This is a genomic window from Salinicola lusitanus (genome assembly GCF_038648475.1).
In the GTDB taxonomy this organism is placed as follows: Bacteria; Pseudomonadota; Gammaproteobacteria; order Pseudomonadales; family Halomonadaceae; genus Salinicola; species Salinicola lusitanus.
Genome location: NZ_CP151919.1, coordinates 1,476,892 through 1,493,374 on the forward strand (window position 1 = coordinate 1,476,892; position 16,483 = coordinate 1,493,374).

15 protein-coding genes are annotated in these 16,483 nt (G+C 64.7%); 5 read left to right on the plus strand and 10 right to left on the minus strand.

Going from position 1 to position 16,483, the window contains the following annotated elements; all coding sequences use genetic code 11:
- The first annotated feature begins 379 nt into the window (after positions 1-379).
- The 4 genes from gshB (at position 380) to AAGT95_RS06760 (ending at position 3,086) form a co-directional block, all read left to right on the plus strand.
- A complete protein-coding gene (gshB, locus tag AAGT95_RS06745) occupies positions 380-1,345 on the plus strand; it encodes a glutathione synthase (RefSeq protein WP_342595984.1) in 966 nt (321 codons plus the stop codon).
- 138 nt (positions 1,346-1,483) lie between these two features.
- Complete coding sequence (locus tag AAGT95_RS06750) at positions 1,484-2,041, plus strand: YqgE/AlgH family protein (protein ID WP_110602123.1); 558 nt, start codon at positions 1,484-1,486, stop codon at positions 2,039-2,041.
- Positions 2,041-2,511: a Holliday junction resolvase RuvX gene (gene ruvX, locus AAGT95_RS06755; protein WP_342595985.1), complete on the plus strand. Its 471-nt coding sequence runs from the start codon at positions 2,041-2,043 to the stop codon at positions 2,509-2,511. The genes AAGT95_RS06750 and ruvX overlap by 1 nt, the downstream gene beginning before the upstream one ends.
- A 23-nt stretch (positions 2,512-2,534) precedes the next feature.
- Positions 2,535-3,086, plus strand: a complete 552-nt coding sequence (locus tag AAGT95_RS06760) for a cupin domain-containing protein (protein ID WP_342595986.1) — start codon at positions 2,535-2,537, stop codon at positions 3,084-3,086.
- Between the two features lie 34 nt (positions 3,087-3,120).
- Here the strand turns inward: AAGT95_RS06760 and AAGT95_RS06765 are convergent, their stop codons facing one another.
- From AAGT95_RS06765 to AAGT95_RS06775, 3 genes are all read right to left on the minus strand, one after another.
- Positions 3,121-4,620, minus strand: a complete 1,500-nt coding sequence (locus AAGT95_RS06765) for an aldehyde dehydrogenase (RefSeq protein WP_342595987.1) — start codon at positions 4,618-4,620, stop codon at positions 3,121-3,123.
- On the minus strand, positions 4,617-6,020 hold the full coding sequence (locus AAGT95_RS06770; protein ID WP_342595988.1) for an aspartate aminotransferase family protein: 1,404 nt from the start codon (positions 6,018-6,020) through the stop codon (positions 4,617-4,619). Before AAGT95_RS06770 ends, AAGT95_RS06765 begins: the two co-directional genes overlap by 4 nt.
- Positions 6,021-6,092: 72 nt before the next feature.
- Positions 6,093-7,469: a glutamine synthetase family protein gene (locus AAGT95_RS06775; RefSeq protein ID WP_342595989.1), complete on the minus strand. Its 1,377-nt coding sequence runs from the start codon at positions 7,467-7,469 to the stop codon at positions 6,093-6,095.
- A gap of 243 nt (positions 7,470-7,712) precedes the next feature.
- On the opposite strand from AAGT95_RS06775, the gene AAGT95_RS06780 reads away from it, so the two are divergent.
- Positions 7,713-8,465: a gamma-glutamyl-gamma-aminobutyrate hydrolase family protein gene (locus tag AAGT95_RS06780; RefSeq protein WP_342595990.1), complete on the plus strand. Its 753-nt coding sequence runs from the start codon at positions 7,713-7,715 to the stop codon at positions 8,463-8,465.
- Positions 8,466-8,541: 76 nt separating this feature from the next.
- Here the strand turns inward: AAGT95_RS06780 and AAGT95_RS06785 are convergent, their stop codons facing one another.
- The 7 genes from AAGT95_RS06785 to AAGT95_RS06815 all read right to left on the minus strand — a co-directional run bounded on the left by AAGT95_RS06785 (position 8,542) and on the right by AAGT95_RS06815 (position 16,470).
- Positions 8,542-9,852, minus strand: a complete 1,311-nt coding sequence (locus AAGT95_RS06785) for an FAD-binding oxidoreductase (protein WP_342595991.1) — start codon at positions 9,850-9,852, stop codon at positions 8,542-8,544.
- A 45-nt stretch (positions 9,853-9,897) separates the two neighbouring features.
- Positions 9,898-10,971 carry a spermidine/putrescine ABC transporter substrate-binding protein gene (locus tag AAGT95_RS06790; RefSeq protein WP_342595992.1) on the minus strand — a complete coding sequence of 358 codons (1,074 nt, stop codon included), beginning with the start codon at positions 10,969-10,971 and terminating at the stop codon, positions 9,898-9,900.
- Between the two features lie 44 nt (positions 10,972-11,015).
- The gene (locus AAGT95_RS06795; RefSeq protein WP_110601957.1) at positions 11,016-12,395 is read right to left on the minus strand and encodes a glutamine synthetase family protein; all 1,380 of its coding nucleotides are present in this window, start codon (positions 12,393-12,395) and stop codon (positions 11,016-11,018) included.
- 79 nt (positions 12,396-12,474) lie between these two features.
- Positions 12,475-13,542 (minus strand): spermidine/putrescine ABC transporter substrate-binding protein, encoded by a 1,068-nt coding sequence (locus AAGT95_RS06800; RefSeq protein ID WP_342595993.1) that lies wholly within the window; start codon positions 13,540-13,542, stop codon positions 12,475-12,477.
- Between the two features lie 71 nt (positions 13,543-13,613).
- Positions 13,614-14,411 carry an ABC transporter permease gene (locus AAGT95_RS06805; protein WP_110601960.1) on the minus strand — a complete coding sequence of 266 codons (798 nt, stop codon included), beginning with the start codon at positions 14,409-14,411 and terminating at the stop codon, positions 13,614-13,616.
- A complete protein-coding gene (locus AAGT95_RS06810) occupies positions 14,408-15,328 on the minus strand; it encodes an ABC transporter permease (protein WP_342595994.1) in 921 nt (306 codons plus the stop codon). Before AAGT95_RS06810 ends, AAGT95_RS06805 begins: the two co-directional genes overlap by 4 nt.
- 11 nt (positions 15,329-15,339) lie before the next feature.
- Positions 15,340-16,470: an ABC transporter ATP-binding protein gene (locus tag AAGT95_RS06815; protein WP_110601963.1), complete on the minus strand. Its 1,131-nt coding sequence runs from the start codon at positions 16,468-16,470 to the stop codon at positions 15,340-15,342.
- Positions 16,471-16,483: the final 13 nt, after the last annotated feature.

The following is a 16,483-nucleotide window of genomic DNA, read 5'->3' on the forward strand; positions in this document are numbered from 1 at the left end:
CGATCAACACGCCGTGGCACGGTGGAAAGGCGCCGTGCCTGAAGAGATCGCTTTCGAAACCGGCGTGCGCTGTACCGAGACGCCCCTGGTGCCGGGCGATATCGGCCAGAGATGGACCCTCGCGGCCGCCGCTCCCTCGATGCTCTTCAAGAGAGAGATTGCGCCCAATCGGGCAATGTATACATTATACGTTGGTCGCTTCGGAGCACCGGGGGCCTTAACCTTTAGTCCCGTCGGTTGCCGTCAGCGGCTATCGAAAGCGTGGGGCTTGGGCGCTGCGACGGATCGCCCGAACTTCGGTTTCCCCGCCCCCTACAGATGAGACGTGGGCTGCGTCATACTGCGACCCATTCAATCTCTCTTTGGGAAGATCTGATCGATGAGCCAGAAAACGGCGAAGCTTGGCGTGGTGATGGACCCCATCGCCGACATTACCTACAAGAAGGACACCACGCTGGCCCTGCTGTGGGCGGCGGAGGCGATGGGCTGGTCGCTCTACTATCTCGAGCAGGAGGATCTCTATCTCTACGAGGGGCGCGCCATGGGCAGCGTGCGCCCGCTCAAGGTGTTCCGCGATCCGGCGCACTGGTTCGAGCTGGGCGAGCGGGAGGCGATGCCGCTGGGCGAGCTGGACGTGATCCTGATGCGCAAGGACCCGCCGGTGGATGGCCACTTCCTCAACGCCGTGCACCTGCTGGCGTTCGCCGAGCGCGAGGGTACCCTGGTGGTCAACCCGACCCGGGCGCTGTTCGAGTGCAACGAAAAGCTGTTCGCCCAGCAGTTCGCCCACTGTATCCCGCCGACGGTGGTCTCCTGTCGCGACGCGGTGCTGCGGGCCTTCCAGGCCGAGCATGGCGATACCATCTTCAAGCCGCTGGATGGCATGGGCGGCACCGGCATCTTCCATATCGGCCCGGAGGGGCGAAATCTCGGCGCGGTGATCGAGCAGCTCACCGAGCGCGGCCAGCGTCAGATCATGGCCCAGCGCTATCTGCCGGAGATCAAGGATGGCGACACCCGCATTCTGCTGGTCGACGGCGAGCCGGTGCCCTACGGGCTGGCGCGCATCCCCAGCGCCGGCGAGACTCGCGGCAACCTGGCCGCCGGTGGCCGCGGTGTCTCCCGGGAGCTGACCGATCGCGACTACTGGCTGGTCGAGCAGGTGCAGCCGATGATTCGCGAAAAGGGGCTGCTGTTCGTCGGCCTCGACGTGATCGGCGACTACATCACCGAGATCAACGTCACCAGCCCCACCTGCGTGCGCGAGATCGACGACCAGCGCGGCACCGACATCGCCGCGCAGTTGATGGCCGCGATCGCCAGACGGCTGGACGCCCAGGGCTGATCCAGCCCGACGGGGCAGAGATGTTACAATAAGCCCATTTCCTCTATGACCGGCGCTCGCGGCTCGAGCGCCGGATCGCTGCGCGATGTCCGATGGAGTCCTATGCCAACGACCAGGCCAACATCCATGCCCACGCCGATGCAGAGCCTCAAGAACTACTTCCTGATGGCGATGCCGCATCTGGAAGACCCCAACTTTGCCGGGACGCTGACCTATCTCTGCGACCATGACGACGACGGCACCCTGGGGGTGATCGTCAATCGGCCCTCCGAACTGACCCTGGACGGGCTGTTCGAACAGCTCGATATCGAGTCCGAGCCCGGCCCGCACAACGACGTGCTGGTCTACAACGGCGGGCCGACCTACCGCGATCGCGGTTTCATCCTGCATCGTGGCAATGCCAGCGACTGGGACTCCAGTATCCAGGTCGCCGACGGTCTGGCGCTGACCACGTCGATGGACATGCTGCAGGCGATCGCCCAGCGGCGAGGCCCGGAGCAGTATCTGGTCACGCTGGGCTGCGCGGGGTGGAAATCCGGCCAGCTCGAGGACGAACTCAAGCAGAACACCTGGCTGATCGCCGAGGGTGACGCCGCGATCCTGTTCGATCGCCCGCCTGAGCAGCGCCTGGGCGCCGCCGCCGGCATCCTCGGCGTCGATCTCAACCTGATGACCCGCGACGCCGGACACGCCTGATGGCATCGGCAACCGGTGACCGGGTCGGTCAGCGCCTGGTGATGGCGTTCGATTACGGCACCCGGCGGATCGGCGTCTCGGTCGGCAACGAGATGCTGCGCTCCGCTAGTGGCCTGGAGCCGCTGCCCGCCCGCGACGGCATCCCCGATTGGGTCGTCGTCGAGAGGTTGTTGAAGGAGTGGCAGCCGGATCTGCTGGTGGTCGGGCTGCCGATCCACGACGACGGCAGTGAATCCGACATGAGCGTGCGGGCGCGCAAGTTCGGCAATCGGCTGCATGGCCGTTTCGGCAAGCCGGTGGAGATGTTCGACGAGCGCGGCACCACCCGCGCCGCCAAGCAGATCGCCCTGGAGCAGGGCCACAAGGGCAACTACCGTGATCGTGGCGTCGACGGCATCGCCGCCCAGTTGATTCTGGAGAACTGGTTCAACCGCGAGTCGCTCCCGTCCGGGGCCCCCGACGTAAGCTGACCATCGCTTGAGGAAGAGAACGGATGTCTGATGATGTCGGCGCCCGCCTGCGAGCTCTGAGAACCTTTCGCGGCATCTCCCAGCGCGAGCTGGCCAAGCGCTGTGGCGTGACGCACTCCAGCCTGTCGCTGATCGAGCAGGGCAAGGTCAGTCCTTCCGTCAGCTCGCTGAAGAAGATTCTCGACGCCATTCCGATGAGCGTGGGGGATTTCTTCACCATGGATCTGGAGAATCGGAATCAGGTCTTCTTCGGTGCCGACGAGTTGACCGACGTTGGCACCGGAGACGTGATCTACAAGCTGGTGGGAGCCAACCGGGAGTCGCGGGCGTTGTCGTTCATGGTCGAGACCTATCCGGCCGGCAGCGATACCGGGCGCGAGATGATCGCCCATCAAGGCGAGGAAGCCGGGGTCGTGCTCGAAGGGGAGATCGAGATCACGATCGGTGCCCAGACGCGGATACTGGCGCCGGGCGAGGCTTACTACTTCAATACCAACGTCCCGCACCGCTTCCGCAACCCCGGCAAGTCGGCCTGCCGGCTCGTCAGCTGCGCCACTCCCGCCAAGACGTTCTGATCCCCCGCGGCGATCTGCCAAGCGCGATCCCGGCTCACGACGAAAGCGACATCCACACACTCTTGAGCTCGGAGTACTCCTCCAGCGAGTGGTGCGACTTGTCGCGGCCGTTGCCGGACTGCTTGACGCCGCCGAAGGGCACGGTCTGGTCGCCGCCGGCCCAGTTGTTGACGAAGACCTGGCCAGACTGGAGGCGCCGGGTGACCCGCATGATGCGGTCGATGTCCTGGCTCCAGAAGCCGGCCGCCAGCCCGTAGTCGCTGTCGTTGGCCATCGCGATCGCTTGCTCCTCCGTGTCGAAGCCGAATACCGACAGCACCGGACCGAAGATCTCCTCCCGGCCGATGACCATGTCGTCGGTGACGCCGTCGAAGACGGTTGGGCCGATGAAGAGGCCGGGCCCAGTTTGTGGCTTGCCGCCCATGCGCAGCCGCGCGCCTTCTGCCACGCCCTGGCGGATATAGTCCAGCACCCGTTCGTACTGGGTGCGGTCGACGATAGCGCCCATGAAGCTGGCGGGGTCCAGCGGATCGCCCGGTTGCATCGATTCGGCGGCGGCGAGCAGCCTGTCGATGAAGGCCTCGCGCACGCTGTTTTCCACCAGCAGGCGTGACCCTGCGATGCAGACCTCGCCCTGGTTGTAGAAGATCGCCTCGGCGGCGTGGCGGGCCACGCTGTCCAGGTCCTTGCAGTCGGCGAAGACGATATTCGGGCTCTTGCCGCCACACTCCAGGTACACCCGCTTCAGGTTGGACTGCCCCGCGTACTGCAGCAGCTGCTTGCCGACGCCGGTCGAGCCGGTGAAGGCGAGGCAGTTGACCTCCATGGACAGCGCCAAGGCCTTGCCGACCGTGTGGCCGAACCCCGGCAGTACCTGGAAAACGCCGCTCGGCAGGCCCGCCTCCCGCGCCAGCGAGGCCAGATACAGCGCGGAGAGCGGCGACTTCTCGGAGGGCTTGAGGATGACGCTGTTACCTGCGGCGAGCGCCGGACCGATCTTCCAGGCCGTCATCATCAGCGGAAAATTCCACGGCACGATGGCGGCGACGACGCCCAGCGGTTCGCGCAGCACCAGCGCGAGGGTATCGTCGCCGGTCGGCGCCACCTCGCCGTAGAGCTTGTCGATCGACTCGGCCTGATGGCGAATGCAGCCGATGGCGCCGCTGACATCGCTCTGGGCGCTGCTGATCGGCTTGCCCATGTCCAGCGTGTCGAGCAGGGCCAGCGTATCGCGATGGCGCTCCATCAGCCCGGCCAGGCGTAGCAGCGCGTGCTTGCGTGCGGTGGGCGCCAGCCGTGCCCAGCTACCGCGGGTGAATGCCGCGCGGGCCACGGTCACGGCCTTGTCGGCATCGGCGGCGTCGCAGCTCGCCACCTTGGCCAGGATTGCCCCCGTCGCGGGATTGATCGTGGCGAAGATCTCGCCGCTCTCGGCCGCGACGAACTCATCGTCGATGAAGGCGCGTGTCTCGAGATTGGCGGTAAGGGCGGCGGCTTTGGCCTGCCAGTCTGCCAGCGTTGGCGTCGGGCTCATGTGGGTGTCTCCTTCGTTGCCGAAATGGTGGCCCCTCGGGCCTGCAGCCGTCGAGCCGTCTCGTCCAGCGCGGCCGTCGCCAGCGCGATCAGTTCGTCGATCTGGGCCTCGGTGATGACCAGCGGTGGGGAGATGATCATCGTGTCTCCCACCGAGCGCATCACCAGCCCGAACTCGAAGCAGATCTCGCGACAGGTTTCGCCCGCCTTGAGGGTCTTGTCGAAATGCGTACCGGCTGCCTTGTCGGCGACGATCTCGAGCGCGCCGATCAGCCCCAGGGAGCGGGCCTCGCCGATGAGGGGATGCCGCTCGAGCGCCTTCCAGTGCTTCGCCAGATACGGCCCTGTCACTCGGCGCACCTGTTCGACGACGCCTTCGGCCGCCATCAACCTGAGGTTTTCCAGCGCAACGGCGGCGCAGGTAGGGTGCCCGGAGTAGGTGAAGCCGTGGTGGAATTCCCCGCCATCGTCGATCAGTGTCCGGGCAACCCGGTCGCCGACCAGCACGCCGCCGATCGGCAGGTAGCCGGACGACAGGCCCTTGGCGACCGACATCAGGTCCGGCGCGAGATCGTAGTGAACGCTGCCGAACCATTCGCCCAGGCGACCGAACCCGCAGATGACTTCGTCGACGACCAGCAGGATGTCGTGGCGCGACAGCACCTCCTTGATCGCCGGCCAGTAGCTCTCCGGCGGGATGATTGCGCCGCCCGCGCCCTGCACCGGTTCGGCGATGAAGGCAGCGACCTTGTCCGGCCCCAGCGCCTGGATGCGCGCTTCCAGTGCGTCGGCACAGACCTTGCCGAACGCCTCTGGCGACATGTCCCGCCCTTCATCGAACCAGTAAGGCTGACGGATGTGGGTGATGCCCGGTACGCAGGGCCCGCCCTGGGCCTGCATCGGCGCCATGCCGCCCAGGCTCATGCCGGCCACCGTCGAGCCGTGATAGGCGTTGTCGCGACCGATGATCCACTGCTTTTCGGGCTGACCCTCGAGCGCCCAGTAGCGGCGCACCATGCGCAATGCCGTGTCATTGGCTTCGGACCCGGAGCCGGTGAAGAACACGCGGTTGATATGATCCGGCGCCAGGCCGCAGAGGGTCTCGGCCAGCTCGGCCGCTGGTGGATTCGTGGTCTTGAAGAAGCTGTTGTAGTAGGGCAGCTGCTGCAACTGGCGGCTCGCGGCATCGACCAGTTCCTGTCGGCCGTAGCCCAGGTTGACGCACCACAGTCCCGCCATCGCGTCCAGGAACCGCCGGCCTCCGTCGTCCTCGATGTAGATGCCGTCGGCGGCGGTGATGAGTCGACTGCCTTCGTCACCCAGCGCCTTGAAGTCGGTGAAGGGGTGCAGGTAGTGATCGCGGTCGAGCGCTTTGAGTCCTGCGGCGTCTGACGGTGTCATGGCGTACTCCTCTGGAGCGGGCGTACCCGATTTGGTGGCTCCGGCAATGTCCTCCTGGTGTCGCTCAAGGGATCAGACGTGGCGCAGATACCAGTCGTACTCGAGCCGGCTGACCACTTGCATGGCGGATGCCCGTTCGGCACGGCGGTTCGCCAGGAACACGTTCAGGAACTCCTGGCCGAGCGCCTCGTTCAGCACCTCGGATTGCTCGAGCAGCTCCAGCGCTCGAGACCAGCTGTTGGTCAGTATCGGGTCGAACTGCTCGTAGGCGTTGCCGGTGACGATCTCCTCGGGGGGGATCCGGTGGGTGATGCCGTGGATGATCGAGGCGAGCAGGGTCGCTAGCAGCAGGTAGGGGTTGGCATCTGCACCGCCGACACGGTGCTCGATCCGTCGCGCGGCATTTGGCCCGGAGGGAATGCGCAGGGCCACGGAGCGGTTGTCGAAGCCCCAGGTCGGCGCCATGGGAACGTAGAGCCCCGGCTGAAACCGGCGGAAGGAGTTGAGATTCGGGGCCATCAGGGCGACCGATTCCGGCATCAGTCTGAGCAGGCCGCCGATGGCGTGGCGCAGCGTTTCGGTACCCAGCGGGTTCTCGTCATCGGCGGCAAAGACATTGCGACCGTGGGCATCGAGCAGGCTGATGTGGACATGCATGCCGTTGCCGGCTTCCTCGTCGTAGGGTTTGGCCATGAACGTCGCTTCGAAGCCATGGTTGACGGCGATGCCCTTGATCAGGCGCTTGAGCAGCACCGCGCTGTCGCATGCCTTGAGTACGTCGCTGCCGTGCAGCAGGTTGATCTCGAACTGGCCCGGCGCGCACTCCTTCAGCGCCGTGTCCAGCGGCAGGTTCTGGGTCGCGGCCGCGGCCTGGATGTCGCCCAGGAGCGCGGCATATTCGTCGAGCTCCGAAATCGAATACACCTGGCTGGTGGTGGCGCGTTCGCCGGTCTCCGGCGAGCGGGGCGGCTGCACTCTGCCCAGCTCGTCCCGCGTGCGATCGACGATATAGAACTCGAGCTCCAGCGCGACCGCGGCGGTGAACCCCATCGTCGCCAGGCGCTGTACCTGTCGGGCCAGGACGTTGCGCGGGTCGGCGAAGAAGGGGCCATCATGCTCGTTGCGCATGGTCATCAGCAGTTGCCCCTGGCAGCCGTCCCGCAGCCAGGGTGTCGGCATCAGGGTGCCGGGAATCGGGCGGCAGACCTGGTCGCAGTCGCCGATGTCCAGGCCAAGGCCCGTCGCTTCGATCGTATTGCCGGTGATGTCCAGCGCGAAGACCGAGCCGGGGAGGTTGATACCGTTGACGTAGGCCTTTTCGAGATTTTCCCGGGGAATCCGCTTGCCGCGAAACACCCCATTGAGGTCGCTCAGCAAGAGATCGATGCTATCGATAGCGGGGTTGCGCGCCAGGAAGTCACGAGCCTCGTCGACGGGAAGGGAGGACATGATGTCACCTGAGATCGTTTGTTATGGTCGTTGATAGTGTTTCGTTCGCCCGGTATTGTTGTCAAATTGTTTACGTTTTATTCGTTTTTTCTTCGGCTGAAAATTGATGGAATATTATTTTTTTTTCGTATAAATAATTGTTTTCATGATTTTTATTTGTTTTTCACGGTCGCTGTCTGGCAAGAAAAATAGATCTGTGCGTGTTGATGAAAACATGACGGATTTCGGTTTCGAGGAGGCATCATGCAGAAGCGTCCCCTGGTGGGTGTCATTGCCTGCCGCCGTGAGGTGGAAGGCCACCCGGCCCACATGGTCACCGATAAATACCTTAGCGCGCTGCGGGCGTATGGGCTGGAGCCGGTCATCCTGCCGGTCTGGCGCGACAGCGATGCCGACGTTGCCAGCGCGCTGCTGGATCGCCTCGACGGCCTGATGCTGACCGGTAGCTACACCAACGTGCTGCCGAGTCGATACCATGCGGCACGGGCGCCTGAAAACACGCGGGACGACCTGGATCGCGATCACGCCGCCATGCTGTGGGTGCCGTTGGCACTGGAGCGCCGGCTGCCGCTACTGGGGATCTGCCGCGGCTTCCAAGAGTTCAACGTGGCCCTTGGCGGGACGCTGCATCAGGCCGTCCAGCGTGTGCCCGGCCTCATGGATCACCGCGAGCCGGAAGGGTCGAAGGCCCAGCAGTATGCGCCGAGCCACGAGGTCGAGATCCGGTCCGGCGGCCGCCTGGCCAGCCTCTATGGCGAGTGCCGGAAAGGGCTGAAGGCACGGGTGAACTCGCTGCATCAGCAAGGTATAGACCGGTTGGCGGAGGGCCTGTTCGTGGAGGCGGTGGCACCGGATGGTCTGGTCGAGGCGGTTTCGCTGCCGGAAGCGCCTGGCTTTACCCTGGCGGTGCAGTGGCACCCCGAGTGGGAACCCGGGAACAACGCGCTCTACGACGCGATCTTCCGAGGGTTTGCCCGCGCCTGTCAGCCGCAATGACGGACGCCGCCAGCGCTCGCCCGAACCTGGACGGTAATCCCTGCGCGCTCCCGGCGGCATCGGGATGTCGAGCCACCTAGATGCCGAGTCGGTCGCGCGCCTCGTAATACCAGGCTCCCAGTGCCGAGAGCGGCACGCGCAGCATCCGGCCGCCGGGAAAGGGCTGGTGCGGCAGCCCGGCGAAGGCGTCGAATCGATCGTCGCGCCCCGTCATCACTTCGCTGATCAGGCGCCCGGCAAGATGCGTGCAGGTCACGCCGTGGCCGGAGTAGCCCTGGGCGTAGTAGACGTTGTCGTTGATCACGCCGAACTGCGGCAGGCGATTCAGCGTCATCAGGAAGTTGCCGCTCCAGGCGTAGTCCACCTTGACCTCTTTCAACTGCGGAAACGTCTTGAGCATCTTGGGGCGAATCACCGCCTCGATATCCGCCGGCCCCTCGCTGCCGTAGTTGACGCCACCGCCGTACAGCAGCCGGTTGTCGCGAGTCAGCCGGTAGTAGTCGAGCAGGTAGTTGCAGTCCTCCACCGCCATGCCGTTGGGCAGCAGGCGCCGGGCAAGCTCGTCCCCGAGGGGTTCGGTGGTGATGATCTGCGTCCCGCAGGGCATGGACTTTCGCTCGAGCTCCGGCATGACCCCGTGCAGATAGGCGTTGCCGGCCATGACGACGCGGTCGGCCCTGACGGTGCCATCAGCGGTCTTCACCGTGACCGGAGCGCCGTGCTCGAGGGTGACGACCGGGCTCTGCTCGTAAATTACGCCGCCCCTCGATTCCAGGGCGGCAGCCTGGCCCAGCGCCAGGTTGAGCGGGTGGAGATGGCCGCCGGAATGATCGATCAGCACGCCGGTGTAGCGGTTGCTGCCGACCTCACGCTGGTAGGCGTCGCCTCCCAGCAGTTCCAGGCTGTCGTTGCCGTAGCGCTGCCACAGGGTCTGGTGATGCCTGAGGGCCTCGAGCTGCTTGGCGTTGCAGGCGGCGAACAGGTTGCCGTCGCGGAGGTCGCACTCGATGCCGTAGGTCGCGATTCGCTCGCGGATTATCCGGTTGCCCTCGAAGGCCATGTCGCCCAGCGCCCGGCCGGTTGTCTGGCCGTATTTCGATTCGATCACGTCGATGTCGCGGCTGTAGCTGTTGACGATCTGGCCGCCGTTGCGTCCCGAGGCGCCATAGCCGACGCGCGCGGCTTCCAGCACGATCACCTTCAGACCCTTCTCGGCCAGATGCAGCGCCGATGACAGCCCGGTGAAGCCGGCCCCCACCACGCACACGTCGCAGCTGACATCGGCCGACAGTGCCGGTCGCGCCGGCGCGGCGTTGGCCGAGGCCGCGTACCAGGAGGCGGTGTGCTCGAGCTTTGACGGGGGCTTTGCGTCGGCAGGCGCGGACATCCTGGACTCCATGAATGAAAGGACGATTGGGAGGATAAAGGCCGATCAGCGAGATCGGGCTTCCGACCACAACTGCTGCAGCAGCTGCAACTGCTCGCCGTCGACGGCGGGCGTCAGCGACAGCCGTGCGCGGGTGTCGGCATCGGGCATCACCGGCGGCTCGCGAAGTTCGGCGGACAGCATCGGTTGCGCCGCTGCGTTGGGCGAGGTGTACAGGTTGTAGTTGGAGAGCCGGGCCGCGACCTCGGGGCGCAGCAGGTATTCGATGAAACGGCGTGCGTTGTCCGGATGCGGTGCCCGGGCCGGGATGACCATCACGTCCACCCAGCGCTGCGAGCCTTCCCTGGGCACGAAAAAGCCGATGTTGCCGTAGAGCTCCGGATCTTCGCTCTGCTTGCCGGCCAGGTCGCCGTTGTAGGCAATGCCGGCGTGGATCACGCCGCTGGCGATCTGCTCGATGGTCGCGGTGGCGTCGACGAAGCCGACGAAATTGTCTCGCTCACGGGTGGCAACCAGCAGCTTGGCGGCCTTGACCCAAGGGGCCTGGCCGACGCAGTCGAACCCTTCGCCAAGGTAGGCGCAGAGGGTCGAGAAGGTGAACTGGGCATCGCCCTTGAGTAGCGCAAAGGGGTAGTCGGCGTTGACGGCGGGATCGTACAGCAGTCCCCAGCTAGGATCCGGGTCGGGGAAGGTATCGGTGTTGTAGACGATGCCGGTCACCCCCCATTGATAGGGCACGGTGTAGGTGCCATCCGGATCGTAGGCGGGCTGCTGGAAGTCCGCCATGATGTTGTCGATGCCCTCGAGTGATTGGCCGTCAGGGGCGAGCGGCTGAATGACCTTCGCCCCGATGAGGCGCGGCACGAAGTAGTCCGAGGGGATGACGATATCGTACTGGGCATCGCCACCGGCGTTCAGCTTGGCCAGCATCTCGGCGTTGGAGTTGTAGTAGTTCTGAACCACGTCGATTCCGGTTTCGGCCTCGAAGTCGGCGATGATCTCGGGATCCATGTAGTCGGTCCAGTTGAACAGGTTCAACTGTCTTTCCTGATCGTCGGCCACGGCGCCGCTGCTCGCCAGCGCCGCCATCGACAAGACCGCCCATTGCGTCAATTTCATCATCGTTCCCCCGCTTCGCTGTTCATTGGCCTTCTTGTTGGACTTCAAACCCGCAGCAGCAAATGCTCGCGCTCCCACGAGCTGATCACGCGGAAGTAGGCGCGATGTTCGGCGCGTTTGACCGCGAGATAGCTGTTGGTGAAGCGTTCGCCGAGAATGTCGGCCAGTTCGGGACATTCCCGCAGCCGATCCAGTGCCGGGCCGATGTCGTCCGGCAGCTTGCTGCCACTGGACCAGGCCGAACCGACCATCGGCGGACGGGGTTCCAGCTGGCCGACCATGCCGAGATAGCCGCAGGCCAGCGAGGCCGCCAGCACCAGATAGGGGTTGGCGTCGGCGCCGCCGAGGCGGTTTTCGACCCGGGTGGCGGCGGGCGAGGAGACCGGCACGCGCAAGCCCACGGTGCGGTTGTCCATCCCCCAGTCGACGTTGACCGGCGCGGAACCACTCGCCTCGTGGCGCATCAGTCGGCGATAGGAGTTGACGTTGGGGGCCAGCAGCGGCATCGCTGCGGGCAGATAGTGCTGCAAACCGCCGATGAAATGATGAAACAGAGGGCTGGTGGGGTTGTCCCCGATTCCGCTGAGGCCAGAGGCGAACAGGTTGTTGCCCTTGGCGTCGACCAGGCTCTGGTGAATGTGCATGGAGCTACCCGGCTCGTTGGCCATCGGCTTGGCCATGAAGGTGGCGTACATGCCGTGGCGCAGCGCGGTTTCTCGCAGCACACGCTTGAACATGACCACCTGATCGGCCAGCGCCAGCGGATTGCCGTGCTGGAAGTTGACCTCCATCTGGCCGGCACCCTCCTCGTGGATCAGCGTGTCCAGGTCGAGGTGCATCGCCTCGCAATAGTCGTACATCTCCTCGAACAGGGGATCGAATTCGTTGACCGCGTCGATGGAGAACGACTGGCGGCTGCTCTCCTGGCGTCCGGTACGACCGATCGGCGGCTCCAGCGGGTAGTCGGAATCGGTGTTGGTCTTGACCAGGTAGAACTCGACCTCGGGGGCGACCACCGGGCGCCAGCCGCGCTGTTCGTAGAGCTCCAGGACGCGCTTGAGCACGTGACGGGGCGAGAGATCGACCGGCTCGCCGGTGAGGTAGTAGCAGTCGTGAATGATCTGCGCGGTGGGGTCTTCGGCCCAGGGTACCAGGAAGGCGGCATCGGGATCGGGCACCAGCTCCATGTCCCGCTCGGCGGGATTCCAGAAGCGGATATCCTCGTCGTCGGGATAACCGCCGGTGACGGTCTGGATGAAGATCGAGTCCGGCAATCGTGGCAGCCCGCCATCGAGGTACTTGCTGGCGGGCATGATCTTGCCCTTGAGGATGCCGGTGAGATCGGTAACCAGACATTCGACCTCGGTGATGCCGTGCTGTTGGAACCAGTCTTTGAGCGCTGGTGTTTCCTGACGGTGACCCATGTGAGCGTTCCGTGTGGTGATGGGTTGCCCGGACGCGGCCAGCGGCCGTGCCGGGCTGTGAGATGGGGAAGCGGCGGCGCTACCGAGCCTGCACTTCCGACCACAGTTGCTGGAAGGTCTGCAGTTTTTCGCCCTCCAGGCTCGGGGTGAAACGCAGCACTTTCATCTCTTCCTCGGTGGGCTGGGCCGGTGGTTGCCTCAGAGCCTCTTCCAGATAGGGCTCGGCGGCGGCGTTGGGGCTGGCATAGAAATTGTAGTTGGAGAGCTGGGCACCGATCTTGGCGTCGAGAATGAAGTTGATGAACTTGTAGGCCAGATCCGGGTGGGGGGCCTGGGATGGAATCATCATCGAGTCGACCCACATTTCGGCGCCTTCCTCGGGGATCATGAAGTCGAGGTGCGCGAAGGTCTCCGGATCCTCGCTCTTGTACAGCAGATAGTCGCCGTTATAGGACATGCCGACATGGGTCACGCCGCGCGCTAGCTGCTGCAGTGCGGGGGTGCCGTCGGAGAAGCCGGAAAAGTTGTCGCGATGCTTGGTCTCGATCATCAGCTTGGCGGCGTCGCGCCAGCTGTCGAGGTCATCGCAGTCGTAGGGTTTGCCCAGCGCCGCGCAGGCGGCGCCCATGGCGACCTGGCCGTCGCCCATGATCGCGAAGGGGTAGTCGGGGTTGACCTTGGGATCGAACATCAGCGACCAGCTGCGGGGCGCGTCCGGGAAGGTATCGGTGTTGTAGATGATCCCGGTCGTGCCCCACTGGTACGGCGCCGAATAGGCGGAACCCGGGTCGAAACTCGGATCCTGGAACTGCGCCTTCACATTGGTGAAATTGGGGATCCTGGAGTGATCGAGCTTCTGGACCAGGCCGGTCTGGATCAAGCGCGGCACGTAGTAGTTCGAGGGCACGATGATGTCGTACTGGGAGGCACCGCCGGCATTGAGCTTGGCGAACATCTCCGGCAGCGAGTTGTAGTAGTTCTGCACCACCTCGACGTCGTATTTCTGCTCGAACGCCGTGATGATCTCCGGATCCATGTACTCGGTCCAGTTGAACAGGTAGAGCTTGTCGTCCGCGGCCTGGGCCTGGCTGACGAGCAGCAGGCTGCAGCAGGCGGCGGTGAGGGCACTGATGACGGGCTTTGACATCGGTTCTTCTCCTTGTTGTTCGACGGCTTTTCTTGACAATTTTCCGAGCGGGCCCGGCGCGGGGCTTCTCCTCAGACCTTGCGCTGGCGGTTGAATGCGAGACTGATCACGGCGGCCAGGGCCACCGCGCCGATCATCAATGTGGCAATGGCATTGATTTCCGGCGTGACGCCTTTCTTGATCGCGCTCCAGATGTAGATCGGCAGCGTGGCACTCTCCGGCCCGGCGGTGAAGAAGCTGATCACGAAATCGTCCACCGATAGGGTGAACGACAGGAAGAACGCGGAGATCAGCGCCGGCTTGATGGTCGGCAGCATGAAGTGAATGACCCGCTTCAACGGCGTGGCATAGAGGTCCTTGGCCGCTTCGAACAGGCTGGGGTCGAGCCCGACAAAGCGCGAGTAGACGATCAGCGCGACGAACGGGATCTGGAAGGTCACATGGGCGATGACCATGGTCCCAAGCCCCGGCTGCAGCAGTCCGGTCAGACGGTGGAACTGGACGAAGAATGCCATCTCGGAGATGCCGAAGACGATGTCCGGCAACACGATCGGCAGGTAGATCAGCACGATCAGCCAACCGAGCTTGCGATGGCGGTGCCGGTACATGCCGTAGCCGATCAGGCAGCCGATGGCGAGCGCGATGACGGAGGAACAGGTTGCCAGAATCAACGTGTTACCAAATGCCGTGATGATCTGTTCGTTGCCCAGCAACTGGTGATACCAGCGCAGCGAGAACCCGGTCAATCGAGCGGCGCTGTTGGCGGCATTGAACGAGAACAGCACCACCACGGCAAGCGGCAGGTAGAGGAAGATCAGCGTCAGCCACCAGAACGCCGTCAGGCCGCGCTTGAGCGTGCGCTTTCTCATATCACCACCTCCTCGCCGCCGCCGAGGCGCTTGCCGATGCGGCGCATCGCGAACAGACCGATGAAAGTCGCGATCAGCATCAGGATCGCGCCAGCGGCGCCCAGCGGCCAGTTCGAGCCGCCGGAGAACTGCGTCGCCACCAGGTTGCCGAGCATCATCGCCTTGCCGCCGCCGAGAAGCTCCGGAATCACGTACATGCCGAACGCGGGGATCGCCACCAGCACCACGCCCGCGAGCAGGCCCGGCAGTGTCTGCGGGAAGACGGCGTGCCAGAACGCCCGGACCGGCTTGGCGTAAAGATCCTGCGCCGCTTCGACCTGGGCGGTGTCGAGCTTCTCGAAGGCGGCGTAGAGCGGCAGTACCATGAACGGCAGGAAGTTGTAGACGAGACCCAGTGTCACCGCGAAGTTGGACGGATAGAGCCCCATGTTGGGCGAGATCAGGCCCATCATCTCGGCGAGGTTGGAGAGCGGTGTGCCCGGCGCCAGCAGATTCATCCAGCCGAAGGTGCGAATCACCTGATTGGTCCAGGACGGCACTACCACCAGCAGCAGCATGATCGGTCGCCACCGCGCCCGGCAGGTGGTGATGTAATAGGCGATGGGATAGGCGACCAGCACCACCAGGCCGGTGGCGACGATGGTCTGCCACAGCGAGCGCAGCAGCGTGTAGAGATTGCCCGGGCTCCAGCCCAGAAAGCCGACGCCCGCCAACTGCTCGAACGAACTCAGCGACAGCGGCAACTGCGGCAGTCCGTAGGGGCCGTTGGTCATGAACGCCACGGCCATCAGATAGAGACTCGGCAGCACCAGGAAGAGGACGATCCAGGCGGCGCCCGGGGTCACCGTAAACAGCAGGTGGCGAGTTTCGCTGACCACCGCATGGCGCCGCGAGGCGGTCTGGGATGTCTGCAGCATGTCGCTTCTCCTCAGGCCGCGACGCGGACCAGATCTTCCGGACAGATGCCGATGGTCACCCGGTCGCCGACGTCGTGTATGCGCTGGCCGAGATTGCCGGCCACCGCCGTCAGGGGGTGATCGTTGACGGTCAGCCGGTATTCGATGCGGCTGCCGCGATAGAGGCGCTCTTCCACCGTGCCCTCGAGCCGGTTGTAGTCCGCGGGAACGTCGCCGCCCAGCTCCAGGGTCTCGGGGCGGATCAGCAGCCATCCGTCAGGGGTGTCGCGTTGCTCGGCGGGATCCAGCTGCAGCCGCCCCAGCCCGGTGTCCACCCAGTTGCTGTCGCTGGCGGTGATGGCGAACAAATTGTCGTGCCCCATGAAACGGGCGACGAAGGCGTTGGCCGGATGCTCGTAGATCTCGCTGGGGGTGCCCACCTGCTGGATGATGCCGCTATCGAGCACCGCGATGCGATCCGACATCACCATGGCCTCGTCCTGGTCGTGGGTGACGAAGACGAAGGTCACGCCCAGGCGCTTCTGCAGGCGTTGCAGTTCGACCTGCAACTGGCCGCGCAGGCCGGCATCCAGGGCCGACAGCGGTTCGTCCAGCAGCAGCACGTCGGGCTCGCAGACCAGCGCCCGGGCCAGGGCGATGCGCTGTTTCTGGCCTCCCGACAGCTGGTCGACGCGGCGCTCGACCAGCGAGCCGAGCTTGATGAATTCGGCGACCTCCGCCACCTTGCGGTTGCGCTCGGCGGCCGGTTCGCCACGCATGCGCAGGCCGAACGCCAGGTTGTCGCGTACGGAGAGGTGGGGGAATAGCGCGTAGGACTGGAAGACCGTATTGACGCTGCGCCGATGCGGCGGCACGTCGATGACATCCTTTCCGCCGATCTTCAGCTGGCCGTCATCGGCCTCTTCCAGGCCGGCGAGAATGCGCAGCAAGGTCGTCTTGCCACACCCGGATGGCCCCAGCAGGGTAAAGAATTCGCCGGCGTCGATATCCAGGTCGACGCCGGCCAGCGCAACGGAATCGCGCCCGAACTGCTTGCGTAACCCCTGCATCCTGATCGAGGAAGCACCGCGTTTGTCTTTCGACGCCGTGTCTGCCCCGTCCGCGCGATCGGTGGCTTTCACGGTGTTGGTCAAATCGGTCATTGGGCCGTCCTCG